The sequence below is a fragment of the Methylophilus sp. E2MeOHC9 genome (assembly GCF_058744375.1).
Genome location: NZ_CP196024.1, coordinates 2,933,616 through 2,958,150, shown reverse-complemented (window position 1 = coordinate 2,958,150; position 24,535 = coordinate 2,933,616). Strand labels below are relative to the sequence as shown.

Genomic DNA, 24,535 nt, shown 5'->3' with positions numbered 1-24,535 from the left:
CCAGCAGGCTGGATTAGCCAGCTGCGACGCGTTTGTGTGCCATTTCAATCGCCAGATTGATGGCACTGAGTATGCTGCCGATATCGGCTTGACCTGTGCCGGCAATGTCCAGCGCCGTGCCATGGTCAACCGAGGTGCGGATAATCGGCAGGCCCAAAGTGACATTCACGCCTTCACCAAAGCTGGCATGCTTGAGTACCGTCAGGCCCTGGTCGTGATACATCGCTAAAAATGCATCTGCCTTGGCCAGGTTTTTCTGTGAAAACATGGTGTCAGCCGGCAATGCGCCGATTAACTGCATGCCTTCTGCACGTAAGGCATCCAGCACCGGGTTGATGGTGTTGATTTCTTCGTCGCCCAAATAGCCATTTTCGCCAGCATGCGGGTTGAGGCCGGCGACATAAATAGTGGGATTGGCAATGCCAAATTTTTGCACCAGGTCCTGATGCAGAATGCGCAGGGTGGTGGTCAATGATTCACGCGTAATGGCGTCGCTCACCTGCGTCAGCGGCAAATGCGTGGTGGCCAATGCGACTCGCATGCCGCCGCCCACCAGTATCATCACCACTTGCGCGGTGCCAGTGGTGTCGGCCAGGTATTCGGTGTGGCCGGTAAAGGCAATGCCTGCATCATTAATGATGCCTTTATGCACAGGTGCGGTCACCATGGCGTCAAACGCATTGGACTCACAGCCTTCACGTGCTTGATCGAGCATGGCTAAGACATACGGGCTGTTTTTCGGGTCCAGCGTGCCTGCGGTGACTGTGGCACCTGCCAGCACAGGCAATACACACAAACTGCCATCGCCCGCATGCGCAGGCGCAACATCTTCATAGCAATGCAGGGTTAATGGAAGATTTAATTGGGCGGCCCTGGCTTGCAATGCATGCGGGTCGGCCAAAATCACTAGTGCGGCAGGCACCGCGGTGTGCGCCAGCTTGACGCAGATATCCAGGCCTATCCCGGCAGGCTCACCAGCGGTAATCGCGATACGGGGGAGCGTGCTCATCCAGTTAGACTATATCTTGCCATTTAAAACTTGTCTTCTAGGCGCAACTCGACAAACGCCTTGTCACGCAGTTCGTGTATCCATTCGTTGTAAGCTTCTTCTGCCTTACGGGCGCGGATTTCCTGGCGTGCTTTCAGGCGTTTGGATTCTTTGGACATATCCTGTTTGCGGCGCTCGATGACCTGGATGATATGCCAGCCAAACTGGCTGCGTACAGGCGAACTGACTTCATTAGGTGCTAGTTCGGCCATGGCTTTTTCAAATACCGGCACCGTATCGCCCGGATTGATCCAGCCTAAGTCACCGCCACTGGAAGAACTGCCATCGTCAGAGTATTGGCGTGCCATATCCTGGAAAGGCGTGCCGTGATCGATACGTTCCTTGATCGATTCGATTTTTTGCTGGGCTTCTTTGTCAGAAAGTACTTCATTCGGCTTCAGCAGGATGTGGCGCACATGCGTTTGGTCTACGATTAAGGTGCTGGCACCTGCGCGTCTTTCATTCAGTTTGAAGATATGCACGCCGCTACCACTGCGGATAGGGCGTGAAACGCCACCTACCTCCAGTGTTTTAATCAGGTCTACAAACTGGGGCGGCATTTGCTGGCCACTACGCCAGCCGAGCTCTCCGCCATCGAGCGCATTGGGTGCGTCGGAAAAGTTGGCTGAGGCTTTCTCAAAACTCATGCCTTCAGACATAGCTTTGATTGCCTGTTCAGTCCGGGTCCTGGCTTTCTGGATATCTTCCGGTGAGCTGTCTTCCGGCAGGCGGATCAGGATCTGGGAAATATTGAATTCGTCCAGGTCGCCTTCTTTTTCCTGTGTAGTCAGGTAGTTATCGATTTCCGCTTCGGAAATATTGACCTTATTATCCACATCACGCTCGCGCAAACGGGTGAGGATGATGTCATTGCGGATATCTTCACGGAATTTATAAAATTTGGTGCCGTCTTCTTCCAGTGCTTTTTTAAAGGCGGGCAAGGTCAACTTGTTTTGCTCGGCGATACGCTCTATGGTTTTATCCAGTTGCGCATCGTCTACTTTAATCCCGGTTTGCCCGGCCAGTTGTAATTGCAGGTTGTCGACGATCAGGCGTTCCAGGATCTGCTTTTGCAGCACATCGTCCGGCGGTAATTCCACGCCTTTTTTGATCATTTGTGCTCTGACCGATTCCATGCGGTCCAGCATTTCCCGCTCAGTGATCACCGATTGATCCACCACGGCGATAATTCTGTCCATCTTTTCAATAGAGGATTTTTCTGCTGCGCTGGTATGGGCTGATACGCTCAGTAACAGCGCAACGCCAATAGCGGATGGTAATAATGTTGATAAGTATTTCATCATTGGGTGTTCTGGTCTCTGTAAATTCCCGGGATGTCATTGGTGCGCATATAGGTCGGGATATTGCGCTTGATGACGTTTAATGGGTTGGCGCCGATGGAAGTCAGCCCACCCAGTTCGAGTTGAAAAAACATGGCATAGTTCGCATCTGCCGTCGCGGTTTGTACCCTTTGCATCACGGCTCTGCCTTGCCAGCATCCGGCATCATACTCCAGGCCAGCCAGCATTTGTACCGCATTGCCATCACGGATGGAGTAGTTCATGCGGCCAACACCGTACCATCTGTTGCCCAGCGGCCATTGGCCGGCGGTATCGATTTGCTCAAGTGTATTGGCGGTGTAACGGTAACCAAAGCTGAATGATTTGCCAGGTTCCGGATTATAACGCAGCAAATAATTGTTACGTTCCATATTGCCGCGGTCTGGGTCATATTGCCAGTAAGTATCCAGGTTGAGGCGGCTGGAAAGACGTGCCGTGAATGCTGCCAGGATATCAGACGATTTACGCGTGCTTGGCGCCGTGGTCGGCATGTAGACTTCCAGGTCATCAAAGTAAAAACGCTGGCCCAGGGTGCCGCTGAGGCGCTCGATGCCGGTCTCGCTGTCGATCAGGCGGCTGGTCACGGCCAATGTGACCTGGTTTGCGTTATTGATGCGGTCATCACCACTGAACTGGTTTTCGTAGAAAATAGAGTTCTGGTTCAGGGTGTTGAGCGAAGTATCGAAAATAGGGATCTTGCTCTGGTCGCGATACGGGATATACACATAGTAAGCACGTGGTTCCAGCGTGTGCGTATAGCTGTTATCGAACAGGTTGGTTTGCCGGTCAAAATACATCCCTGAATCCAGGCTGACTATCGGTAACGTTCTGGTCAGCTGATTGTATTCCTCGGTGTAACCCAGCGGCACATTGCCGGTCAGGTTGTAATGCGTGGTTTGTACGCCGACCTTTGGCGTGACAAAACCATAAGAATTCTTCATCGGATAAGAGATCGATGGATATAAGCTAAAGCGGCTGCCGCTTGGAGCATTCACCATTTCTTTCATGGCGTCAAAATAGACGAATTGCGCACCCGTATTTGTGGTAAAGCCTTTCCAGTCGTTGGTGTACGTAGCGGTCAGTTGCGGTAATCGCTGGTAGACAAATGAAAGGTTATCCAGGTTTTGGTAGCGCTGTATGGTGCCGTTAAAGGTCAGATGTTCATCTGCATAATTCACAAATGCAGTCTGCCCCAGGTTGACTCGCGAAGTCACCTGGATCCTGGTTGCCATTTCAGAGAAGTATTTATCATCCGAGACTTTTTCCAGGCTGTAACCGCCAGACCAGTGGTCGGAAAACTGGTGGCGGTGCGCCAGTTTGGCATAAAACCGGTCCTGGCCGGTCATGCTGTCATTATCCAGGTACTCGAAGTTATTCGAGCCCATGTAGTTCTCACCCAGGTAGCGGAACTCGCCTTGGAACTGTATGCCTCGTTTGCTTAGCACACGGGTGGCAAGTGTGGCGTCTTTATCCGGGCTGATATTGATATAGTAGGGTGTCAGCAGCTCGAAACCACTGCGTGAAGTCGTCCCCCACAATGGTGCCAGCAAGCCGGTTTTACGCTGGTTGTTATAGGAGAAACTCATCCATGGCGTATAGAGGATGGGCACACCCTTGAATTCGACATAGGCATTGGTTGCTTCGCCGGTACGCGTGTAATCATTCAATTCCAGGCTGCCGGTTTTGATATACCAGTCATCGACATCGGCAGCACACGAAGTGTAACTGGCGCTTTTCAGGCGCTTGATATTCTGCCCTTCAAAAAACACCTGCTTGGCTGACGCGCGGATATTATCAAAAGAGCTTTTTTTCTCCTGATTGCTGTAGGAGGCGTTATCATCAATATATCTTTTAGGATCACTGATCAGAATGGCCTGGTCATCGAGCAGTGTATTGGTATCCTGATTGCTCGGCCTGGGCGGAGCGCTTTGAAACTCAATGGTCACATCGCGCATTTCACCGATATTTTCACTCAGGCGCATGCGCAACATCGGCCCTTTAATAGTGGTGAGGCCGGCTGAAATCACGGCATTGCCTTCTACCTGCAACTCATCATTTTGCATGTCATAACGGATATCGTCGCCGGTGACCTGCTGGCCATCCTTGCGGATCACGGCGTTGCCACTGGCCCACATCTGCCTGTCCATACGCAGCTTGAGTGTGTCGCCCTCAATCTCGACTGCGCCAGGCAAACTGGCATTTTCGGCCACGACAACAGGGACGTTGCTGCTCTCGTCCGCCTGCACATGCGCAGACGTCAGGGTGCCGGTTGCCACCAGCGCCAGTATCAGGCGAATGCCGCGCTCCCGTGAAGTGGAGGAATGAACTTGCAAATTAGTCAAAGAGTGATAGTTTCAGTAGGCTCTGCGGCTCGCAGAGTTGTTATATGCATGCAATTCGTGCCACCTGGCCGGATGCCCCATTCATTTGGGCTATATTATTCATTAAAACGCTTAAAAAGTCATTTTTCACTTAAAATGTGAGCCGCATTTTAACAGCAAGCGAGTGCACTTGAATCGCTTATTCATGATCCGGGAAAATTTGTGGATAGAACACAACAACTAGAACAATGGCTGGCGCAGGTTTTAGACCAGCCTTATACACTCACCACGGCTTCTGCTGATGCCAGTTTCAGGCGTTATTTCCGCGTGCATCTGCCGCAAAAAACCTTGATCGCCATGGATGCTCCGCCACCGCAGGAAGACTGTCGTCCGTTTGTGAATATTGCCGAGCAATTATTGGCTGCCGGTATCAATGTACCGCAAGTGATCGCCCAGGATGTCGCACAAGGGTTTCTGTTATTGAGTGACCTCGGCAATGACACTTACCTGTCTAAACTCAACCCGCAAAATGCCAAAGCCTTGTATGGCGATGCCTGTCAGGCGTTGATCAAGATGCAACTGGCGACGAATAAAGAGGCATTGCCGCCGTATGATGCCGCTTTGCTGATGCGCGAGTTGCAGTTGTTCCCGGAATGGTATGTGGCTAAACATCTGAGTAAGACATTGTCAGCAGAGCAGCAGGCGGTGCTGGATAAGACCTTCTCCCAACTGATTGATAATATTTTGCAGCAACCGCAGGTGACTGTGCACAGGGACTACCATTCACGCAACCTGATGGTCACGGCAGAACATAATCCGGGTGTGCTCGACTTTCAGGATGCAGTGATAGGCGCCATTACCTATGACCTGGCTTCGCTGTTTAAAGACGCTTATATCCGCTGGGATGAAGAAGACCTGATGGATTGGGTGGTGCGCTACTGGCAATCGGCCAAAAAAGCCGGCTTGCCTGTGCGTGAGGATTTCGGTGAGTTCTACCGTGATTTCGAATGGATGGGCGTACAGCGGCACATCAAGGTGCTGGGTATCTTTGCGCGGCTGTATCACCGGGATGGTAAAGACGGCTATCTCAAGGATATGCCTTTAGTCATGCAATACCTGCAAGCAGCCTGCGAACGTTATGTAGAGTTGCGTCCTTTCCTCAGATTGTTGCAGTCGCTGGAAAAGGCCGACTAGGCATGCGCGCGATGATACTGGCGGCGGGGCGTGGTGAACGCATGCGGCCGTTAACCGATCACACGCCCAAACCATTGCTGCAAGTAGGTGGTAAAGCGTTGATCGTGTGGCATATCGAGCGGCTGGCAAAGGCAGGCATCACCGAGATCGTCATCAATCATGCTCATTTGGGGCAGCAAATCGAGCAGGCGCTGGGCAATGGCCAGCAATGGCAGGTGCATATCCAGTACAGTCCTGAAAAAACCGCCCTGGAAACCGCAGGTGGTATTGCCAACGCCTTGCCATTGCTGGGTACGCAGCCTTTTCTGGTGGTGAACGGCGATGTGTTTACCGATATTGATTATGCCGGCCTGGTGCTGGCGCCAGACAAGCTGGCGCATCTGGTGATGGTGGATAACCCGCCGCAGCATGCGCAAGGTGACTTTGCTTTACAGCATGGGTTGATTCAACAGACTGCTGAGCATAAGCTGACTTTTTCAGGCATTGGGGTTTATCATCCAGACCTGTTTCAGTCAGTTCATCGTGGTGAGGCCGCCAAATTAGCACCCTTGCTCATCAGTGCCATGCAGCAGGCGCTGGTCAGCGGGCAACACCACGCAGGCATGTGGCATGATATAGGCACACCAGAACGCTTGAAACAGCTGGATGACTCGCTAAACATAGCAAAAAAACAGGGGGAATCATGAGACCACCATATGAGCATAAAACCGATAAGATTGCGCATCAGGCATTGATGTGGATAGAGCGTTTGGGGCTGGCGCTGGTGACCATCGCCACTTTTTTCTCGCTGTCACACGAATTGGCCCGTATGTGGAATGTCGGCATGGTGGGGCTGGGAGACCTGCTACAGCTATTTTTGTACCTGGAAGTCTTCTCCATGATCAATAGCTATTTTGGTACCGGAAAACTGCCTATGCGTTACCCGATCTATATCGCGATGGTGGCGTTAGCGCGGTATCTGTTGCTGGATATGAAGGAAATGACCGAAACGCATATGTTGGCGGTCTCTGCAGCGATTTTGATTTTGGCCATTTCCGTACTGGTCATGCGATTTGGCCATGCTCGGTATCCCTATGAGGATATTCCCGAGCAAAAGCGCGATCTGCTATAAAGGGAGGGGCCGTTTAAAGCCGTGTCTGCTTAAGCGGCAGCCAGTTCTTCTGCAATGATGGTGACCTGATTGCGTCCATTTGCCTTAGATGTATACAAGGCCTGGTCTGCGCGATTCAGGAAACTGTCAGTCGTTTCCCCGGCTTCATAGGCGGTAACGCCGAGCGAAATCGTGACATTTGAGATCAGTTTGCTCGTCACATTATTTTTAATACTGATATTGGCGACGTGCTGACGGATATTCTCAGCCACTTCCCGCGCCGTCTCCAGCGGGGTGTGTGGCAATAACAATACGAATTCCTCACCGCCATAGCGGGCTGCGGTATACATGTCACCGGAAACGGCTTTCATGATCCTGGCGACCGCCTGGATGACTTTGTCGCCAAACAAATGACCATAGGTATCATTGACGCGCTTGAAAAAATCTATGTCGCCGATAATCAGGCAGGTATCTTCATGCGCAGTGGCTGATTCCAGGCTCTGTTTCAATACCAGATCGAATCCTCTGCGGTTCATTAACCCGGTCAGTCCATCTGAAATCGCTTCCTGCTTGGCTTTGACGATTTCATTTTTCAAATCGGCGATCTCTTGCATGCTGGAGTGCAACTGATTCTGCAAGGTGTGCATGGACTGCTGGATGTTAGCGGTTTCTGATAACAGCTCGCCCATATGGCGCGCGACTTCACCATCCAGCTGTTGCAGTTCGCCAGACCAGGCATCCAGCGTCTTCCTGAATTGTGTGGTCTCCTGGCCAGCTTTTTCTGTCGAAGCGTTAATGTCCGACACCACATTATTAAATCGATCAACGATATTTTGCGCACTGTCTGCATCCAGGCTGGCAATGTGCTTGTTAAATAGCTGGGCAGTGCTTTTCTCGTTGAGTTTCTTTTCTTTTTCAATCAATGAGTTAACTTCATCTATCAGATGCGCGTGCTCGCCGGACGAATATTCGTACCAGACGGCGTAGCTGACCGGATGAAAGGCAGCATCCTGCATGGACATATGCTGAATGGCCTGTCGCAGAAACTCTGCACTCTTTTCTTTGCTGATTTCGTATTGCATCATGTCTCTTTCGCGATGGTAGAATTCACCGCAATTTATTTTTTTTAATGACTAATTTTTATTACCTAATGTGATTAACGGCGGCTAATTAGATTTTTTGAGAGTAAAAATAAAAAATTTATAAAAAAAGTATTGTTCGCGATAATCAAACCCTGGATTGCCAAAAAATAGCTATGAATACAAATGACCTGATGCAGCTGGTAAGCCTGAAAATGCCCTACGGCAAATACAAAGATCGGCTGATTGCCGATTTACCCGGGAATTACCTGAACTGGTTTGCGCGGGAAGGGTTTCCGCCAGGAGAGCTGGGACGATTGCTGCAACTCATGCAGGAGATCGACCATAATGGGTTGTCTTCTTTACTGGAGCCCTTACGGGGCAATGCTGGGGTAAAACATGGCTAATCGTTGCTGGCTGGGGCTGTGCTGTTTGGTGTTTGCCATTTCGGCGTGTGCAGACGAAGCCTGGCAGTCACCTGAATACCTGCAGCAGGCCTTTGTTGAAGTTGCCTTGCATAGTGAATATGTCACCGGCGAACAGCCGGTACGCAAATGGTTGCAGCCTGTCAAAGTGTGGCTGGAACATCATACTGACCAGACTGAGCAGCATAGCCTGCTCACCAAATACCACTTCCAGCATTTGGCTAAAATCACCGGCCATCCCATCAGTTTTGCCAGATCGCGGCAGGAAGCCAACTTTGTGGTGGTGTTCTCGCACCTGCAGCTTTGGCGTAATGACATCGCCCTGGTCAGCGGTGATTTGTCCATCAAACCGCCAAATGACGCCGCCTGCATGTTTGGCCTGGACCTGGACGATAAAAAGGCCATCAGGAAAGCCTGGGTGGTGATCCCGGTTGACCATGCGCAGGAGCACCGCCAGTTATTGTCCTGCATTGTGGAAGAGACGACGCAGGCGATGGGGCTGCCCAGTGATTCGGATAAAGTGTTCCCCTCCATTTTTAATGACCATACGCCTGAATCGCTACTCACCGGCCTGGATGCCTTGTTGCTGAAAATGCTTTATCAGCCCGCCATCAAGCCGGGCATGCGCGCTACCCAGGTCAAGCCTATCCTGGCGAATATCCTGCAAAAATGGCAGCTGGATGGCACGATCCAACAGGCTGAAAAAAATGTCAGGCAATCTGAGCTATATGAAATGATGGGCTTCTGAAGCCTGCCTGGCGTTGAACCATTCCAGCAAATGCCTACCAAATAAGCTAAAATGCCCAACCATCCAGGATCACTTTGAGTTTTTCCATGCACGAATCTTCGCGGCAAGAATTTTCCCAGCGTCGTCAACAGCTGATGTCCCGCATGCAAGCCGGTATCGCGGTGATTCCTACGGCTGCAGAAGTGACGCGTAACCGGGACAGCCATTACCCTTATCGTTTTGATAGCTACTTTTATTACCTGACCGGTTTTACAGAACCTGAGGCGGTACTGGTACTCGTAGCCGGGCCAGAAAACAAAAGTATTCTTTTCTGCCGTGACAAGGACATTGAACGGGAGATCTGGGATGGTTTCCGCCATGGCCCGCAAGCGGCCAAAGATGCGTTTGGTTTTGATGAAGCCTATTCCATCAACGAGCTGGATGAGGTATTGCCCAAACTGATGGCGAACCAGCCTGCGCTGTTCTATAGCCTGGGCAACGACGCCGGTTGGGATGCTAAAGTCACTGGCTGGCTGAACGCAGTGCGCGCGCAAACGCGTAGTGGTATACAGGCACCTGCGGCGGTGGTTGATGTACGTCAACACATAGATACCTTGCGCCTGATTAAATCCCCTTGGGAAATAGACGTGATGCGTCGTTCGGCGGAGATTGCCGCCGGTGCGCACAATCGCGCCATGCAGGTGGCCAAGCCGGGCAAGTGGGAATATGAAATTGAGGCAGAATTCCTGCATGCGTTTTATAGCCACGGCGCCCAGGCACCGGCTTATACCAGCATAGTTGCTGGCGGTGCCAATGCCTGCACCTTGCATTACAACGCAAACAATGCCCAATTGAAAGACGGCGATTTACTGCTGATTGATGCCGGTTGTGAACTGGACGGCTATGCGTCTGATATTACGCGTACTTTTCCGGTCAATGGACGCTTTAGCGGGCCGCAAAAAGATCTGTATGAACTGGTGTTGGCTGCGCAGGCAGCCGCTATCGCCAGTGTCAGCCCGCAACATCACTGGAATGCACCGCATGAAGCGGCGCTGGATGTGCTGGTGGATGGCTTTATCCATTATGGACTTTGCCAGGGTAGCCGTGACGAAGTCCTGGAAAATGGCAGTTATCGCCAGTTTTATATGCACAGAACCGGCCACTGGCTGGGCCTAGATGTGCATGATGCCGGTGAATACAAAACAGCGGCTGGCGACTGGGTCATGTTGCAGCCTGGCAATGTGCTGACCGTGGAGCCGGGTTGTTATGTGCGACCAGCGGATAATGTGCCAGCCCATTTCTGGAACATCGGGATACGGATTGAAGACGATGTGCTGGTGACTGCCACAGGGCATGAGGTGATCACAGCGGCAGCGATTAAATCTGTCGATGATATTGAAGCGCTGATGCGTGACGCAGGATGAAAATGCAGTGACAGGAAAGACTGAAATATTGAAGCAAACGGTCACGCATCCCGTAGTGATAGGTGGCGGCCCGGTGGGGCTGGTACTGGCATTATCACTGCAACAGTCTGGCGTGCCGGTGACGGTGCTTGAAGCGCAGCAGCCCGGCGCAATGTACGGCGATGGTCGTGCGTTGGCATTGTCTTATGGCACCCGGCAGGTGCTTGAGCAATTGGGTGTCTGGCACCAGCTGCAATCAAAAGTCACAGCGATTGAAACCATCCATGTCTCGCAACAAAAAGGCTTTGGCCGTGCCTTACTCAAGGCGGGTGAACATCAGTTGCCAGCCCTTGGCTACGTAGTATCCTATGGCGCATTGATGCAAGCCCTGGATGCGCGCATGGCTGAGACGAAGTCTGGCATTGAAGTTCGCTACCAGGTGCCAGTACAGAATCTGCATGTGGATGCCAATGCTGCTGAAGTAACGTATCAAAGCGCTGCTGCCACTCGCCGTGAGGTACTGGTGGCACCGCTGGCAGTGATTGCCGATGGCGGGCGCAGCCTGGAAGCTATCCCCGGTTTGATCCGGGAGACCAAACATTACGGCCATGACGCATTAGTCGGCCTGGTGCAAGCCGAGTTGCCACACCGCAATATTGCTTACGAGCGATTTACCCCATATGGCCCGATGGCATTGCTGCCGAATGGCGATCAGTTTTCCCTGGTCTGGACCGGTGAGCAGGCGTATATAGACCAGATCGCTGCACTGGATGATGCTGCCTTTTTACAGGCGCTGCACCAGGCATTTGGCGATCGCGTTGGCAAGTTTTTACAGATAGGCAAACGCGGCAGATTCCCGCTGAAACTCAGTAAACTGGAGCAGACTTTTCCAGCGCATTGCGTGGTGATCGGCAATGCGGCGCAAACCATGCACCCGGTGGCCGGGCAGGGTTTTAACGTTGGCATCAGGGATGCCATGTCGCTGGCCAAGAATATCGCCGCCAGTACAGAAGCAGAGTGGGGCGCTGCGCACAGGCTCACGGAATATCACCAGTCCCGCGCCCGTGATACCGGCCGCGGATTGCTATTTACCGATTTCCTGGTCAATGTGTTTTCTAATGACCTGATTGGTGTCGGGCTATTACGCGGGGCAGGCCTGGGCGCGCTTAGCCTACTGCCTGTAGCACGTCGCTTTCTGGTCAATAAGATGAGTTATGGCAGCTAGTCAAACGTTGATCAGTAGCGATGTGGTGATCGTCGGCGCCGGGCTGGTAGGCCTGACAGCCGCCATTGCTTTATCCAGGCTAGGTAAAAAAGTGGTGCTGACCGATGCCAAACCACGCCCGTTACTGCCCGATGACTGGGTGGAAGATACCGCGAACTGGGATGCCCGAATTTATGCTTTAACCAATGAAACAGTGCAGTGGTTGAGCGAAATAGGCGTGTGGCAGCAAGTGCCCGCCAGTCGCGTCAATGTCATGACTGCCATGCATTTATGGTCTCCAACCGCCATACATGCTACCCCCAGCCTGAGCATGAATGCTGAAGATGCCCATTTGGCGCAAATGGGTTGGATAGTCGAAAGCCAGACCCTGATACATGCGTGCTGGCAAGTGCTGGATGCGTCAGAAGTGACCGTCATCACTGACGCCCCGGCGCAATCTTTGCAACAATCTGGTCATATTGTGCAGTTAACATTGCCGCAACATACCATTCAAGCACAACTACTGCTTGGCGCTGATGGCGCCCGTTCATGGGTGCGTGAGCAAAGTGGCGTCAGGGTTAACAGTGTAGATTTTGAACAAACAGCGTTGGTGACCAATTACCTGGCCGACCAACCACATGGCAATATTGCCAGGCAATGGTTTGGCGCACATGAAACACTGGCATTGCTGCCCATGCCGCAACAACAAGTCTCTCTGGTATGGGCTTTGCCACAGGACCAGGCTGCTATCAAACAGACCCTGTCGCCGGCAGCATTGGCAGCAGAAGTCGAGCAACGTTGTGGCCATGTGCTGGGCAGGCTGCGGCCGAATGGACCTGTCCTGGGGTTTTCGCTGACCCAGCAAACAGCAGATGAAATGGCATTGCCTGCGGTACTATTATTAGGTGATGCTGCGCATCAGGTGCATCCGATGGCGGGGCAGGGCGTCAATCTGGGTTTCCAGGATGTGCAGGCCTTATGCCAAGAGTTGTCTAAACTGTCAGCCTTGCGTCCTATGGGAGATGTGCGGTTTCTGCGTCACGTCATGCGCATGCGGCAACTGGATATCTTGAAAATGCATACGCTCACCCGCGGTCTGGATAAGTTGTTCTCACGGCCGGAGCCGGCATGGACGCATGCCGCTATCCTGGGTTTACGCGGGCTGGAAAACAGTGCTATGCTAAAACGATTTTTAATTCGCACCGCCACACAAGGTTAAGTGGTGTGCACGCTAAGAAAGAGTGATTTATGAAAAAAGGTTTTTGGCTTTCTGCCATTCGCAAGCTGAGCTTACCGGTTTTGGTCAGCGCAGGTTTAGTCAGCGTCGGTTTACTGGGCGCAGTCAGCAGTGTTGCAGATGAAGCTTCTGTTAGAAAAGCCATTGAAGCGGCTTACCCGAAAATTAAGGTCGATAGCGTCACTAAAACCAGCTATGCCGGGTTATATGAGATTTTCATGGGTGGGCAGATTATCTACACCGATGATAAATTCAGTTTTCTGATTGCTGAAGGCCGCCTGGTAGATCCTAAGTCCAAAAAAGACATCACTGGTGAACGCCTGGATGAACTGACAAAAATCGACTTCAACAGCCTGCCGCTGGATCAGGCCATTAAAGTAGTGAAAGGCAATGGTGCACGCAAACTGGTGGTGTTCTCCGATGTGGATTGCCCATTTTGCAAACGCCTGGAGCAGAACGAGTTGACCAAAATCAATGACGTCACTATTTACACCTTCCTGTATCCGATTGAGCAATTACATCCGGATGCCGCTAACAAGTCACGCAGCATCTGGTGCGCCAGCAACCGCGTCAAAGCCTGGCAGGAGTGGATATTCAATAATAAATTGCCATCGAGCACCGCCAAGTGCGACGTGCCGCTGGAAAAAGTGGGTGAACTGGCCCAAAAAGTTGGCGTAAACAGCACGCCGACCCTGTTTTTTGAAAACGGCAAACGTATGTTAGGTGCGCAGCCTGCTGACGAGATCGAAAAAGCATTGCAGACTGCCAAGAAGTAGTTTTTCACGCAGTGACAATAGACAAGAGGCCGGGTTTCACCGGCCTTTTGTTTGTGTCATCACTGCTTTTCAGGCAGGGTTCTAACCGCCGCCGCTGACCACTTTACCCATTTTGAAGATAGGCATGTACATGGCCACGACCAGGCCGCCTATCAGTACGCCTAATACCACCATGATCACCGGTTCCATCAGGCTGGAGATGGAGGCGACTGCATCGTCTACTTCTCCTTCGTAAAAGTCAGCGACTTTGGTCAGCATGGAATCCAGCGAACCGGATTCTTCGCCAATTGCTGTCATCTGTATCACCATGTTGGGGAATACATTGGCATTTTGCATGGAAACTGTAAGGCTGGTGCCAGTGCTGACTTCGCTTTGTATCCTTTTGGTGGCGTCATAATAGACCTTGTTGCCAGAAGCACCGGCAACCGAATCCAGCGCTTCAACCAGCGGGACACCGGCTGCAAACATGGTGGACAGTGTACGGGCAAACCGCGCGATGGTGGCTTTACGTATCAATGCGCCAAAAATAGGCAAGCGCAGCATTAAACGGTCCATCGAGGCTTGCAGCTTTTCTGATCGCTTCCAGGTGTACAGGAAAAACCAGATGCCAAATCCTAGCGTGCCAAAGATGGCCCACCAGTAGTGTACAAAAAAGTCGGAAATATTAATCACGACCACGGTTGGCCCGGGCAGGTCGGCGCCAAAGCTGCTGAACAAATCTTTAAACGCCGGCACCACAAAAATCATGATCACGGCCGTAATGACAAATGCCACTACGATAATGGACACCGGATACACCAGTGCGGATTTGATTTTGCTTTTGATGGCCTGGATTTTCTCTTTATAAGTGGCCAGCCTGTCGAGCAAGGCATCGAGGATACCTGCCTGCTCACCAGCCGCGACCAGGTTGCAAAACAGGTTGTCAAAATACAACGGGTACTTACGGAAGCCTGCGCTCAGGCTACTACCGGTTTCGACATCCGCTTTAATATCGGCCAGCAGTTTTGCCACTGCCGGGTTATGGTGACCTTTGCCGACGATATCAAACGCCTGCAACAGCGGCACACCGGCTTTCATCATGGTCGCCAGCTGGCGGGTGAATAAAGTGATGTCTTTATCCGTCACTCGCCCTTTAATCGTCAGCGAACTCTGTTTTTTGACCTTAGTCACAGCAATGCCCTGGCGGCGCAAGGTGGCGTTGACTACGGCTTCACCATTGGCGCGCATCTCACCCTTGACCACCTTGCCTTTGCGGTCTTTACCTTCCCAAAGGAACACGGATTGTTTGATATTTGCAGTTGCCATAATGTTTTCTTACTGATGATCCATCAAATGGTGCATTATTCGTTAGTGACGGCTTCTACTTCCTCGATAGAAGTCAGCCCTTGCTTCACTTTGAGCAAGCCTGATTCCCGCAAGTCCCTGACGCCTTCGCGTTTTGCCTGTGCCGCGATATCCATGGCATTGCCGCTCGCCATGATGATGCGGGCCATTTCTTCACTGACCGGCATCACCTGATAAATGCCCACGCGGCCTTTATAGCCATTGTTGCAGTGCTCGCAGCCGCCTGCTTTTGCATCATATAACTGCCAGCTGCCATCAAGCTCAGCCTCTTTAAAACCAACACTCAATAAAGCTTCTTTGGGGACATCCAAAGGCACCTTGCAATGCTTGCATAGGCGCCTGGCCAGACGTTGTGCTGTTATTAACGTCACTGCCGAGGCAATATTGAAGGGTGCAACCCCCATATTTACCAAACGAGATAAAGTGGTTGGCGCATCATTGGTATGCAAGGTGGATAACACCATGTGGCCAGTCGAGGCGGCTTTAATCGCCATGTCGGCCGTTTCCAGGTCGCGAATCTCACCAATCATGATGATGTCCGGGTCTTGCCGCAAAAATGATTTCAGTGCTGCGGCAAAGGTCAGGCCTTGTTTGTCATTGACGTTGACCTGATTAATACCTGCCAGTGGGATTTCTGCCGGATCTTCGGCGGTGGAGATATTCACGCCAGGGTCATTGAGCAAGTTCAAACAGGTATAAAGCGACACCGTTTTTCCTGAGCCGGTCGGGCCTGTGACCAGCACCAGGCCATAAGGGCGCTGAACCGCTTTAAGCAAAGCTTCTTTTTGCTCAGGCTCATAGCCCAACGCCTCAATACCTAATGTGGCGCTGGTCGGGTCCAGGATACGCATCACGATTTTTTCACCATAAATCAATGGCAAGGTGCTGACGCGGAAGTCAATCGAGCGTGTTTTCGAGAGCAGCAACTTCATGCGGCCATCTTGCGGGATTCTTTTTTCAGAAATATCCAGGTTGGAAATCACTTTGATGCGCGAAGCCAGTTTGTCTTTAATCGCCAGAGGCGGTTGCGCCATGTCCCTCAGCACGCCATCAATGCGGAAACGGATGCGGTAATACTTTTCGTAAGGCTCGAAATGCAGGTCAGATGCGCCCATATTGATCGCATCCATCAATATTTTTTGCAGAAATTTCACGACAGGTGCGTCGTCAACTTCTTGAGTGGCTTCGGCTTCCTGCTCCTGATTGGCTTCTTCCAGACCTAGATCAAAGTCATCGCTACCCGCATTCAACGACGCCATGCTGGTATCTTTAGACTCTACAATCCTGTCTATCCATTTGCCTAGCTTGTCGTCTTCCACCACCAGTGGCGCTAAGGTCGCCCCCATTTGAAACTGTATGGTATCCAATGCCTGCAGGTTGGTCGGGTCGGAGATTGCAATATAGGCGACATTGCTTTTTTGTTGCAGCAACAACACCCGTTGCGACTGCATCAGTTTGATATCAATGGTTTTAGCCGGTAACGACTCCTGGTCCAGGGCGTCCAGGTCAAAAAATGGAAAGCCAAAGGCATCAGATGCTGCCTGCGCAATCAACCTGGAGGAGATTTTTTTCTGCGCCAGGATCGCCGCCACAAAACTGATTTTCTGGGTATGTGCTTTTAGCTGAAGCTCACCCGCTTCATCTTCGCTAATGAGCGCAGACTGCACCAGTGTACGCGCCATGCCGCCAAGTTTTTGTGTACTGCCAAGCGTTGCCATAAAGTGATATCTGAGCTCGAGTTATTCGGGTTAATGTATTGATACAACAATACTTTTTCCCTGAGTATACTTTAGATTGATTCTCATCAAATCAGAGAAAAGACGTACTCTCATGCAGCATTTATACAAATTTTAATCGGATTTACGCCAATTCGCGAAAAGATGAAAAATTACGCTTGACATTTAAATAATGCTGAATGTATAAAGTCCTCAAGGCGTTTGCGTTCAGGTTTTTTGTAGCCGTCTTTAAGTAAAGCAAAGCTTGTTAATTGCGACTTAAGTACTTGAGACAAACTTTTGGGGCGCCTCCCTTTCAATAAGTAAAAAAAGTAAGGAAGTAAAATGGCAACAGGTACCGTGAAGTGGTTTAACGACTCTAAGGGTTTCGGATTCATTACGCCTGATGATGGCGGCGACGATTTATTTGCGCATTTTTCCGCAATCGTTGAGTCAGGCTACAAAAGCTTAAAAGAAGGCCAGCGCGTCAGCTTTGATCTGACGGAAGGCCCAAAAGGCAAGCAAGCAAGCAATATCCAAAAAGCATAATGATCGTTTAGGGGCACCAAATGTAAACGGCTCACACATTGGTGAGCCGTTTTTTGTTACCTCATTGCTTTATGGCCTTGCTTTAGCGCATGGCACTTAGATAGCGCACATGGCAGCTTACATGTGCTTGATGATCTCATCGCCAAACTCGGCGGAACTGACCTGGGTTGCGCCCTCCATCTGGCTGGAGAAATCCCCAGTCACACGCTTGCTGGCGATTGCTTTACCCACACCGCTGATGACCAGATCTGCGGCTTCTACCCAGCCCATGTGGCGTAGCATCATCTCTGCAGACAAAATCAAAGAGCTTGGATTGGCCAGGTTTTTGCCGGCGATTTTTGGTGCCGTGCCATGCGTGGCTTCAAACATGGCAATGGTGTCGCTCAAGTTCGCACCTGGTGCAATGCCAATGCCGCCCACTTGTGCCGCCAGTGCATCGCTGATGTAATCACCGTTGAGGTTCAGGGCGGCAACGACATCATGATCTTCCGGGTGCAGCAAGATCTCCTGCAAGAACGCATCCGCAATACAATCCTTGATCACAATGCCATTTGGCAGTTTGCACCAAGGGCCGCCATCAATCAGTTCCGCACCAAACTCTTCTTTAGCCAGCTGGTAACCCCAGTCACGGAAGCCGCCCTCGGTAAACTTCATGATGTTGCCTTTATGCGTGATGGTCACCGATGCACGGTTGTTATCAATCGCATATTGAATCGCTTTGCGAATCAGGCGTTTGCTGCCATCGATAGAGACTGGTTTGATGCCGATGGAAGACGCTTCAGGGAAGCGGATTTTTTTACGCACACCCATATCGCTCAAGAAATTAATGACCTTCTTGACCTCTTCAGTACCGGCAGCCCATTCGATCCCCGCGTAAATATCTTCGGTATTCTCCCTGAAAATCACCATATCGGTTTTTTCAGGATGTTTCACCGGGCTAGGCACGCCTTCAAAATATTGGATCGGGCGCAGGCAGACGTATAAGTCGAGTTCCTGGCGCAGGGTGACGTTTAATGAACGGATGCCGCCACCGACCGGCGTGGTCAATGGGCCTTTGATGGAGATGACATACTCTTTCAGCACAGACATGGTTTCGTCTGATAGCCAGGTATCTTTGCCGTATACTGCGGTGGATTTTTCTCCGGCGTAGACTTCCATCCATGAAATCTTGCGCTTGCCGCCATAGGCTTTTTCTACGGCAGTATCGACTACTTTAATCATTGGTGGCGTGATGTCCAGCCCGATACCGTCGCCTTCAATAAAAGGGATAATAGGTTGGTCGGGAACATTTAGGGTATTATCGGCATTCACGACGATTTTGCTGCCAGTCGCTGGCACCTTGATTTTTGACATAGCGCTTTCCATGTTGTTACTGTTTAACAAACCTTTTAACGTCGTCTGCCAGTTCACTCCTCACGAGAAACATGCGACGCTCAAAGACTATATTCCGATTCCCAACGTATATGCGGCCGGGCGGCTGGATACCGATTCTGAAGGATTGCTCATTTTAACCGATGACGGTGCTTTGCAACATCGTTTAAGCCATCCCAAGCACAAAGAAATCAAAACCTACTGGGTTCAGGTTGAAGGTGCTCCTACACAAGCAGATTTGATGCCATTGCAGCAAGGTGTTGATTTAGGTGACTTTGTGACGCAGCCCGCGCAGGTCAAAATCATCACCGAACCTGCCCATTTGTGGCAGCGGGAGCCACCCATCCGTGAACGCAAAGCTATCCCCACCACCTGGCTAGAGCTGAAAATAAGCGAAGGCAAGAACCGCCAGGTACGCAGAATGACGGCTCATGTGGGCTTTCCGACCTTGCGACTGGTGCGCTATGCCATCGGCCCATACAATCTGGACGGAATCTTGCTTGGTAAATATAAAGCAGTTTAATTTAAGCAAATATAGTAACAAGCAAAGGAAGCGAAAAGGGTCAGTATGAAACCGGTGGTTGTTTTCAGGCACGCCTGCTGCGAAGGTGCAGGTTATTTAGGCACTTTTTTAGCGCAACATGCCATTCCATGGTGCGAAGTGCGTATTGATAAAGGCGAAGCAGTCCCTGCCTCAGTCGAAGCGTACAGCGGCATTGTGCTGATGGGCGGGCCTATGAGTGTCAATGATGACTTGCCATGGATTCCGCCTTTGCTGGATTTGATCCGCGAGTCTGTAGCCAAAGATATCCCTTTGCTAGGGCATTGCCTGGGTGGTCAGCTGATCAGCAAGGCACTTGGCGGTACGATTACTAAAAACCCGGTCAAGGAAATCGGCTGGGGGGAAGTGTCGGTGTTGAATAGTCAGTTAGCGCAAGACTGGTTCGGCGATTTGTCTGGCTTTAACAGCTTTCACTGGCATGGTGAAACCTTTACCGTTCCAGAGGGCGCGACTCGTGTACTGGCTAGCCCATATTGCGAAAATCAGGCCTATGCCTTTGGCAAACATATCGGTTTTCAGTGCCATATTGAAATGATGCCGGAAATGGTCAGGATGTGGACTGATAAATGGAAAGCGGATATCGCAGAGTCCTCGTCTAGCCCGGCCGTGCAATCTGCCGAATCCATGCTGGCAGAAGTCGAAGCGGGTTGTGATCGCTTGCATACCGTTGCCGATAAAGTGTACAGCCGCTGGATTCAGGGTTTAGTACACAGTTAATATCCTGCAATACTAGCGACACATATTTTTCAACCAGCAGTTATTCGCTTGGCGTATCTGCTTGCGTGGTAGAAGATTGCTTTTCAAGCTTGTGCATGGCATAGCGGCGCTGTTTGAATCTGTTGTACTGCCATAAGTATTGTGTCGGGCATTGTGCAATCTGCCGTTCAATCGCCTGGTTAAGCAGGGCAGGCGTATGAATATCGCCGACGCGGGCCAGGTGAATATTAAAGCCTTTACCATCTGCTAATCGTTCACCAAATGCCATGACCACTACTGCGTTAGACTTGCTGGCCAGTTTACTGGCCAGCCCCATGGTATACGCCGGTTTGCCAAAAAAATCTGCCCATTCGCCTTCACCGCTGCGGGGGATCTGGTCTGGCAATATGCCTACCGCCTGCCCGGCTTTGAGCGCCTGCAATAGTTTCCTGACACCGCTGGCATTGGCTGGCGCCATCGTCACTTGGCCCTTTTGTCGTCCATTCACCACTAGGTTGCTCAGCGCTTGCATTTTTGGCGGACGGTACAACACCGTAATCGGGTGGTGTGCGCCATAGTAAATAGAGGTGATTTCAAAACAGCCCAGATGAGGCGTCAGGAAAATCAGGCCTTTGCCCTCCTGCTGTGCTTGCGTCACGGCCTCCCAGCCGTGCACCTCATGAATGAGCGGTAGCAGTTGTTCAGCGGGTTGCCCCCAGATGAAAAAAGTTTCCAGTAAGGCCTTGCCAGCTTCGATGCGGCTACGGTTCATTAATTGCTTGGCCTGGTCGTGATTTTCAGCCAGGCCGCTTTGCAGAATGTTAGCCAGCGCAATCCAGTTACTTTTGCCATCCAGCCAATATGACAACGTGCCTACGCCAGCCCCCAGTTTATGCACCCAGCGCAGGGGCAGGCAGGCAATGCATTTGCAAAAGTAAAACAGCATGAGTGATCAATCACAGGCAAAATTGAGGATGTGACTATCTTAACAAACTCTGGTGGGCAAGCTGCAACTGGCGGCCAAGTTTTTATGTGTTGCTATTGCGGCATGCATCAGGCGTGGTTTGCAGTAAAATAGGCCATCATTCTGAAATGACACTCTGCATGCCTGACCTGCAAACAAGCCCTTATCCTTTAACGACTGATATACCGCCTTCCGCATGCCCTATGGTCACTGAGGGTGCAGTTTTGCTGTCAGATGGCAGTGCCTTAACGCAATTGCAGGTACATCGCATGCTGCCGGGACGCCGTTGGGTATTCAGCGCGCAGTGGCAAGGCCAGCCGGTATTCGCCAAAGTTTTTACTGGCCCGCAGGCAGATAAATATGCCAAACGCGATGCGCAAGGAGCTTTGTGGCTGATGGAAGCTGCACTGCTGACACCTGCCTTGTTATGGCAGGGCCATGCGCAAAATGGGCCGGCTCAGGTGTTGATTTATGCCGCTATCCCCCAGGCGGAGAACGTGCACCAGGTCTATGCACACAGCGATGTTGGGCAAAGGTTGGCGCTGATTGAAAAAGTCGTTCGTGTACTGGCTCAGCAACATGCGGCAGGTTTGGTGCAGACTGATTTGCATCTGAAAAACTTTATGCTCGCCCATGACCAGGTATGGTCGATTGATGGTGATGGCATACGCAAGAAAACATTATCTGAACGCGCTGCTTATCAGCAGCTTGCTGCGTTGATCGGAAAACTTGCAGTGCTTGACCAGCAGGCATGGGCTGCGTCTTTGTTAAGTGCTTATCTGCAAGTGCGGTTATGGTCAGGCGCGATCAATGCCAAGCAGATATTGGACTGGGCCTCACGTGATAAAGCCAGGGCAGTACGCGAATATGTTGAACGCAAAATCTTCCGTAATTGTACAGATGTCGTGTGGCAGCAAAGCTCTGGATTTGTATTGGCGCGCAATGCGCATGTGGTTTTTCCCGATTTAACTCCTGACACACTGGAAGCGGCTATGCAAGCGGGGAGTGTGCTCAAAGATGGCAACACCAGCACCGTCGCAAGTGCGCGGCTGGGACAACAGGGCGTGGTCATCAAACGCTACAATATCAAACACCTGCTGCATGCCCTCAGCCGAAGCTGGCGCCCAAGCCGGGCGACGCATTCATGGTCCAACGCGCATCGTTTACAGTATTATGGTTTTTTAACGCCGCAACCGCTGGCCATGCTGGAAAAACGATTTTTCGGCATGCGTGGTGAAGCCTATTTTGTGTCTGCCATCAGCGCCTTGCCCGATGCACTCACCTTTTTTCAGACGGTTAAAAACGATCCCTTGCGAGCAGAAGCGCTCAGGCAATTGGCGCTCACTTGCTACCAGTTCTACCTGTTGCAAATCTCTCACGGTGACCTGAAAGCCAGTAATTTACAGGTGAGTCCGCAAGGTCAGATTATCGTGATGGACCTGGATAGCATGCAACAGCACCGTTGTGCCAGACGTGCTTTGCGTGCGCATGTGAAAGACATCCGCCGATTGCTGCAAAATTGGAAAGACGATACTTCGCTGTATAATGCGCTGTTGCAAAGTTTTCAGGCGGTGTACGCAGATCACACACCGTTAAAACTGGCAGGCATTTCTATTTAAATCTACTAAAGAGTCACTGAATGATTGTATTAGGGTTATCCGGCGCACTGGGGCACGATGCTTCTGCAGCTATTCTGGTCGATGGCAAAATCATTGCCGCCGCCGAAGAAGAGCGTTTTATACGCGATAAGCACGCCAAAAATCACTGGCCGTATGAAGCGGCTAAGTTCTGCTTGAAACAAGCGGGTATCACGCCTGAGCAAGTCGATATCGTGGCTTTTCCCTATGGTGAAATCTCCCTGGCTTCGCCTGCGCGCTGGCATTACGCCAAACGTTACTGGTATGCGCCAGACCGCGCACTGGATGCCATTTTTAATGGTAACCGTCGTTTCCGCCGCAATCGTGATAAATCCCTCAAACTGATGCAGGACTTAGGCTTGAGCAAGGCGAAATTCGTGCCGGTTGAGCACCATTTGGCACATGCTTCCAGTGCTTATCATCTGAGTGGCTTTAAAGAAAAAACCGCCATCGTCGGCATCGATGGCAAAGGCGAATACGCCACCACTTTCTTTGGCTATGGCGAAAACGGCAAGATTCACAAAATAAAGGAATTCTACGACCCGGATTCGCTAGGCGGTTTATATGGCGCGATTACCGAATACCTGGGCTTTGAAATGCTGGATGGCGAATTCAAGGTCATGGGCATGGCGCCTTATGGCGACGCCAAGAAATATGATTTAAGCCGTTTAGCCAAGTTTGAAAATGGCGAGCTGGTGATCAACACTGAATATGTCAACGTGGTAGGTTTGCGCCGTTATAAAGAAAACGGTAAAGGCTTTTACTTCACGCCGAAACTGATCGAATGGTTAGGGCCGAAACGCTCTGGCGATGAGATTGATGATCCCTATATCCACTACGCGGCGAGCGTACAGCAGTTGCTGGAAGACCTTGCGCTGCAGATGATTGAGTATTATCTGGGCGACATTATCCGCGAAACCGGCAAGATCGTGATGGCAGGCGGCGTAGCCCTGAATGTAAAACTGAACCAGCGCATCATCTCGTTGCCGCATGTGAAAGAGTTATTTGTGCAGCCGGCGGCCGGTGATAACGGCACTAGCTTGGGTGCTGCTACCTATGCTGCCCATCTGGCGGGTGAAACCATCCATAAAATGGAACATGCCTACCTGGGGCCTGCATTCAGCAATGAAGAATGTATTGCCGCCTGTGAAGCACATCCGGAAAAGCCCGTATTCACGCGCGTTGAAAATGGCCCGCAAAAAGCAGCCGAGTTACTGGCGGCTGGTAATCCGCTGGCTTGGTTCCAGGGGCGTATGGAGTTTGGCCCGCGTTCACTGGGTTGTCGCAGTATCCTAGGTGACCCGAGCTTTCCTGGCGTGGCTGATCGCATTAATGCGCAAATCAAATACCGCGAGCGCTGGCGGCCATTTTGCCCAAGCATGCTCGATCGCGTGGCAGAGGATATTCTGCAAACGAATCACCCGGCGCCTTATATGACCTTTACCTTTGATGTGAATCCCGCCTGGAAATCACGTGTTCCGGAAGTGGTGCATGAAGATGGTACCGCACGGGCGCAAGTAGTCACCAAGGCAACCAATCCGCGATACTATGCGCTGATAGAGCATCTGGAAACGCTGCGTGGCAATGGGGTGGTGTTGAACACCTCGTTAAACCGCCGTGGCGAACCTATGATTTGCAGCCCGACCGATGCATTGAATATGTTTTATGGCTGTGACTTAGAGTACCTGATGCTGGAAGATGTGCTGGTGACGAAAAGTTAAATCCATCCATCGCTTTTTCCGGTTTAAGTGTTTGGAATCATTCAAAAAAATAGAGGTTGACCCTTTTTTAGGTTTGACTGATTCCAGTAGTTTAGCGATAATCGGGAATAGAGTTCAGTTTGGACTCATATA

General features: G+C 51.2%; 22 protein-coding genes. 14 read left to right on the top strand and 8 right to left on the bottom strand.

What is annotated here, in order from left to right; translation table 11 throughout:
- Positions 1 to 13: 13 nt before the first annotated feature.
- From pdxA to ACSSVF_RS14105, 3 genes are read right to left on the bottom strand one after another with little or no spacing between them, the layout of a single operon-like run.
- Positions 14 to 1,009 carry a 4-hydroxythreonine-4-phosphate dehydrogenase PdxA gene (gene pdxA / locus ACSSVF_RS14115; RefSeq protein WP_492404303.1) on the bottom strand — a complete coding sequence of 332 codons (996 nt, stop codon included), beginning with the start codon at positions 1,007 to 1,009 and terminating at the stop codon, positions 14 to 16.
- 23 nt (positions 1,010 to 1,032) lie between these two features.
- Positions 1,033 to 2,352 carry a peptidylprolyl isomerase gene (locus tag ACSSVF_RS14110; protein ID WP_492404301.1) on the bottom strand — a complete coding sequence of 440 codons (1,320 nt, stop codon included), beginning with the start codon at positions 2,350 to 2,352 and terminating at the stop codon, positions 1,033 to 1,035.
- Positions 2,349 to 4,730 (bottom strand): LPS-assembly protein LptD, encoded by a 2,382-nt coding sequence (locus ACSSVF_RS14105; RefSeq protein WP_492404299.1) that lies wholly within the window; start codon positions 4,728 to 4,730, stop codon positions 2,349 to 2,351. The genes ACSSVF_RS14110 and ACSSVF_RS14105 overlap by 4 nt, the downstream gene beginning before the upstream one ends.
- A 201-nt stretch (positions 4,731 to 4,931) precedes the next feature.
- On the opposite strand from ACSSVF_RS14105, the gene ACSSVF_RS14100 reads away from it, so the two are divergent.
- Genes ACSSVF_RS14100 through ACSSVF_RS14090 form a run of 3 tightly spaced genes read left to right on the top strand, consistent with a single transcriptional unit; the run spans position 4,932 to position 7,014 of the window.
- Positions 4,932 to 5,903, top strand: coding sequence for an aminoglycoside phosphotransferase family protein (locus ACSSVF_RS14100; RefSeq protein WP_492404297.1), 972 nt, complete (start codon positions 4,932 to 4,934; stop codon positions 5,901 to 5,903).
- A 2-nt stretch (positions 5,904 to 5,905) separates the two neighbouring features.
- Positions 5,906 to 6,589 (top strand): N-acetylmuramate alpha-1-phosphate uridylyltransferase MurU, encoded by a 684-nt coding sequence (murU, locus tag ACSSVF_RS14095; protein WP_492404295.1) that lies wholly within the window; start codon positions 5,906 to 5,908, stop codon positions 6,587 to 6,589.
- Positions 6,586 to 7,014 (top strand): phosphate-starvation-inducible protein PsiE, encoded by a 429-nt coding sequence (locus ACSSVF_RS14090; protein ID WP_492404293.1) that lies wholly within the window; start codon positions 6,586 to 6,588, stop codon positions 7,012 to 7,014. Before murU ends, ACSSVF_RS14090 begins: the two co-directional genes overlap by 4 nt.
- Before the next feature lie 29 nt (positions 7,015 to 7,043).
- Here ACSSVF_RS14090 and ACSSVF_RS14085 read toward each other — a convergent pair whose 3' ends face one another.
- On the bottom strand, positions 7,044 to 8,078 hold the full coding sequence (locus tag ACSSVF_RS14085; protein ID WP_492404291.1) for a GGDEF domain-containing protein: 1,035 nt from the start codon (positions 8,076 to 8,078) through the stop codon (positions 7,044 to 7,046).
- Between the two features lie 170 nt (positions 8,079 to 8,248).
- Between ACSSVF_RS14085 and ACSSVF_RS14080 the strand changes: the two genes are divergently transcribed.
- From ACSSVF_RS14080 to ACSSVF_RS14055, 6 genes are all read left to right on the top strand, one after another.
- Positions 8,249 to 8,479: a DUF3820 family protein gene (locus ACSSVF_RS14080; protein ID WP_492404290.1), complete on the top strand. Its 231-nt coding sequence runs from the start codon at positions 8,249 to 8,251 to the stop codon at positions 8,477 to 8,479.
- Positions 8,472 to 9,245, top strand: a complete 774-nt coding sequence (locus ACSSVF_RS14075) for a DUF2927 domain-containing protein (RefSeq protein WP_492404288.1) — start codon at positions 8,472 to 8,474, stop codon at positions 9,243 to 9,245. The genes ACSSVF_RS14080 and ACSSVF_RS14075 overlap by 8 nt, the downstream gene beginning before the upstream one ends.
- A gap of 86 nt (positions 9,246 to 9,331) precedes the next feature.
- Entirely contained in the window at positions 9,332 to 10,648 is a 1,317-nt protein-coding gene (gene pepP / locus ACSSVF_RS14070; protein WP_492404286.1) for a Xaa-Pro aminopeptidase, read from the top strand.
- 28 nt (positions 10,649 to 10,676) lie between these two features.
- A complete protein-coding gene (locus ACSSVF_RS14065) occupies positions 10,677 to 11,852 on the top strand; it encodes an FAD-dependent monooxygenase (protein ID WP_492406361.1) in 1,176 nt (391 codons plus the stop codon).
- The gene (locus tag ACSSVF_RS14060; RefSeq protein ID WP_492404284.1) at positions 11,842 to 13,050 is read left to right on the top strand and encodes an FAD-dependent oxidoreductase; all 1,209 of its coding nucleotides are present in this window, start codon (positions 11,842 to 11,844) and stop codon (positions 13,048 to 13,050) included. The genes ACSSVF_RS14065 and ACSSVF_RS14060 overlap by 11 nt, the downstream gene beginning before the upstream one ends.
- A gap of 29 nt (positions 13,051 to 13,079) precedes the next feature.
- Positions 13,080 to 13,844 (top strand): DsbC family protein, encoded by a 765-nt coding sequence (locus tag ACSSVF_RS14055; protein WP_492404282.1) that lies wholly within the window; start codon positions 13,080 to 13,082, stop codon positions 13,842 to 13,844.
- An 81-nt stretch (positions 13,845 to 13,925) separates the two neighbouring features.
- On the opposite strand, the gene ACSSVF_RS14050 is transcribed toward ACSSVF_RS14055, so the two are convergent.
- Together ACSSVF_RS14050 and pilB are read right to left on the bottom strand one after the other, a co-directional pair.
- Positions 13,926 to 15,149, bottom strand: coding sequence for a type II secretion system F family protein (locus ACSSVF_RS14050; protein ID WP_442585951.1), 1,224 nt, complete (start codon positions 15,147 to 15,149; stop codon positions 13,926 to 13,928).
- 35 nt (positions 15,150 to 15,184) lie between these two features.
- Positions 15,185 to 16,906, bottom strand: coding sequence for a type IV-A pilus assembly ATPase PilB (gene pilB, locus ACSSVF_RS14045; protein ID WP_492404280.1), 1,722 nt, complete (start codon positions 16,904 to 16,906; stop codon positions 15,185 to 15,187).
- 342 nt (positions 16,907 to 17,248) lie between these two features.
- Between pilB and ACSSVF_RS14040 the strand changes: the two genes are divergently transcribed.
- Positions 17,249 to 17,452 carry a cold-shock protein gene (locus tag ACSSVF_RS14040; RefSeq protein ID WP_015831543.1) on the top strand — a complete coding sequence of 68 codons (204 nt, stop codon included), beginning with the start codon at positions 17,249 to 17,251 and terminating at the stop codon, positions 17,450 to 17,452.
- 117 nt (positions 17,453 to 17,569) lie between these two features.
- Here the strand turns inward: ACSSVF_RS14040 and icd are convergent, their stop codons facing one another.
- Positions 17,570 to 18,805, bottom strand: coding sequence for an NADP-dependent isocitrate dehydrogenase (gene icd / locus ACSSVF_RS14035; RefSeq protein WP_492404279.1), 1,236 nt, complete (start codon positions 18,803 to 18,805; stop codon positions 17,570 to 17,572).
- 10 nt (positions 18,806 to 18,815) lie between these two features.
- Between icd and ACSSVF_RS14030 the strand changes: the two genes are divergently transcribed.
- Positions 18,816 to 19,346: an rRNA large subunit pseudouridine synthase E gene (locus tag ACSSVF_RS14030; RefSeq protein ID WP_492404277.1), complete on the top strand. Its 531-nt coding sequence runs from the start codon at positions 18,816 to 18,818 to the stop codon at positions 19,344 to 19,346.
- Positions 19,347 to 19,391: 45 nt separating this feature from the next.
- Positions 19,392 to 20,102 (top strand): type 1 glutamine amidotransferase, encoded by a 711-nt coding sequence (locus tag ACSSVF_RS14025; protein WP_492404276.1) that lies wholly within the window; start codon positions 19,392 to 19,394, stop codon positions 20,100 to 20,102.
- Between the two features lie 40 nt (positions 20,103 to 20,142).
- Here the strand turns inward: ACSSVF_RS14025 and ACSSVF_RS14020 are convergent, their stop codons facing one another.
- On the bottom strand, positions 20,143 to 21,027 hold the full coding sequence (locus tag ACSSVF_RS14020) for a lysophospholipid acyltransferase family protein (protein WP_492404274.1): 885 nt from the start codon (positions 21,025 to 21,027) through the stop codon (positions 20,143 to 20,145).
- A 158-nt stretch (positions 21,028 to 21,185) separates the two neighbouring features.
- On the opposite strand from ACSSVF_RS14020, the gene ACSSVF_RS14015 reads away from it, so the two are divergent.
- Together ACSSVF_RS14015 and ACSSVF_RS14010 are read left to right on the top strand one after the other, a co-directional pair.
- Positions 21,186 to 22,664 carry a lipopolysaccharide kinase InaA family protein gene (locus tag ACSSVF_RS14015; RefSeq protein ID WP_492404272.1) on the top strand — a complete coding sequence of 493 codons (1,479 nt, stop codon included), beginning with the start codon at positions 21,186 to 21,188 and terminating at the stop codon, positions 22,662 to 22,664.
- A 20-nt stretch (positions 22,665 to 22,684) separates the two neighbouring features.
- Positions 22,685 to 24,403, top strand: a complete 1,719-nt coding sequence (locus ACSSVF_RS14010) for a carbamoyltransferase family protein (RefSeq protein WP_492404270.1) — start codon at positions 22,685 to 22,687, stop codon at positions 24,401 to 24,403.
- Positions 24,404 to 24,535: the final 132 nt, after the last annotated feature.

Excerpts from the sequence above, each read along its gene's own strand:
- pdxA (WP_492404303.1), bottom strand. The coding sequence starts at position 1,009 with ATGAGCACGCTCCCCCGTATCGCGATTACCGCTGGTGAGCCTGCCGGG.
- ACSSVF_RS14110 (WP_492404301.1), bottom strand. The coding sequence starts at position 2,352 with ATGATGAAATACTTATCAACATTATTACCATCCGCTATTGGCGTTGCG.
- murU (WP_492404295.1), top strand. The coding sequence starts at position 5,906 with ATGCGCGCGATGATACTGGCGGCGGGGCGTGGTGAACGCATGCGGCCG.
- ACSSVF_RS14090 (WP_492404293.1), top strand. The coding sequence starts at position 6,586 with ATGAGACCACCATATGAGCATAAAACCGATAAGATTGCGCATCAGGCA.
- ACSSVF_RS14085 (WP_492404291.1), bottom strand. The coding sequence starts at position 8,078 with ATGATGCAATACGAAATCAGCAAAGAAAAGAGTGCAGAGTTTCTGCGA.
- ACSSVF_RS14080 (WP_492404290.1), top strand. The coding sequence starts at position 8,249 with ATGAATACAAATGACCTGATGCAGCTGGTAAGCCTGAAAATGCCCTAC.
- ACSSVF_RS14075 (WP_492404288.1), top strand. The coding sequence starts at position 8,472 with ATGGCTAATCGTTGCTGGCTGGGGCTGTGCTGTTTGGTGTTTGCCATT.
- pepP (WP_492404286.1), top strand. The coding sequence starts at position 9,332 with ATGCACGAATCTTCGCGGCAAGAATTTTCCCAGCGTCGTCAACAGCTG.
- ACSSVF_RS14060 (WP_492404284.1), top strand. The coding sequence starts at position 11,842 with ATGGCAGCTAGTCAAACGTTGATCAGTAGCGATGTGGTGATCGTCGGC.
- ACSSVF_RS14055 (WP_492404282.1), top strand. The coding sequence starts at position 13,080 with ATGAAAAAAGGTTTTTGGCTTTCTGCCATTCGCAAGCTGAGCTTACCG.
- ACSSVF_RS14050 (WP_442585951.1), bottom strand. The coding sequence starts at position 15,149 with ATGGCAACTGCAAATATCAAACAATCCGTGTTCCTTTGGGAAGGTAAA.
- pilB (WP_492404280.1), bottom strand. The coding sequence starts at position 16,906 with ATGGCAACGCTTGGCAGTACACAAAAACTTGGCGGCATGGCGCGTACA.
- ACSSVF_RS14040 (WP_015831543.1), top strand. The coding sequence starts at position 17,249 with ATGGCAACAGGTACCGTGAAGTGGTTTAACGACTCTAAGGGTTTCGGA.
- icd (WP_492404279.1), bottom strand. The coding sequence starts at position 18,805 with ATGTCAAAAATCAAGGTGCCAGCGACTGGCAGCAAAATCGTCGTGAAT.
- ACSSVF_RS14030 (WP_492404277.1), top strand. The coding sequence starts at position 18,816 with ATGTTGTTACTGTTTAACAAACCTTTTAACGTCGTCTGCCAGTTCACT.
- ACSSVF_RS14025 (WP_492404276.1), top strand. The coding sequence starts at position 19,392 with ATGAAACCGGTGGTTGTTTTCAGGCACGCCTGCTGCGAAGGTGCAGGT.
- ACSSVF_RS14020 (WP_492404274.1), bottom strand. The coding sequence starts at position 21,027 with ATGCTGTTTTACTTTTGCAAATGCATTGCCTGCCTGCCCCTGCGCTGG.
- ACSSVF_RS14015 (WP_492404272.1), top strand. The coding sequence starts at position 21,186 with ATGCCTGACCTGCAAACAAGCCCTTATCCTTTAACGACTGATATACCG.
- ACSSVF_RS14010 (WP_492404270.1), top strand. The coding sequence starts at position 22,685 with ATGATTGTATTAGGGTTATCCGGCGCACTGGGGCACGATGCTTCTGCA.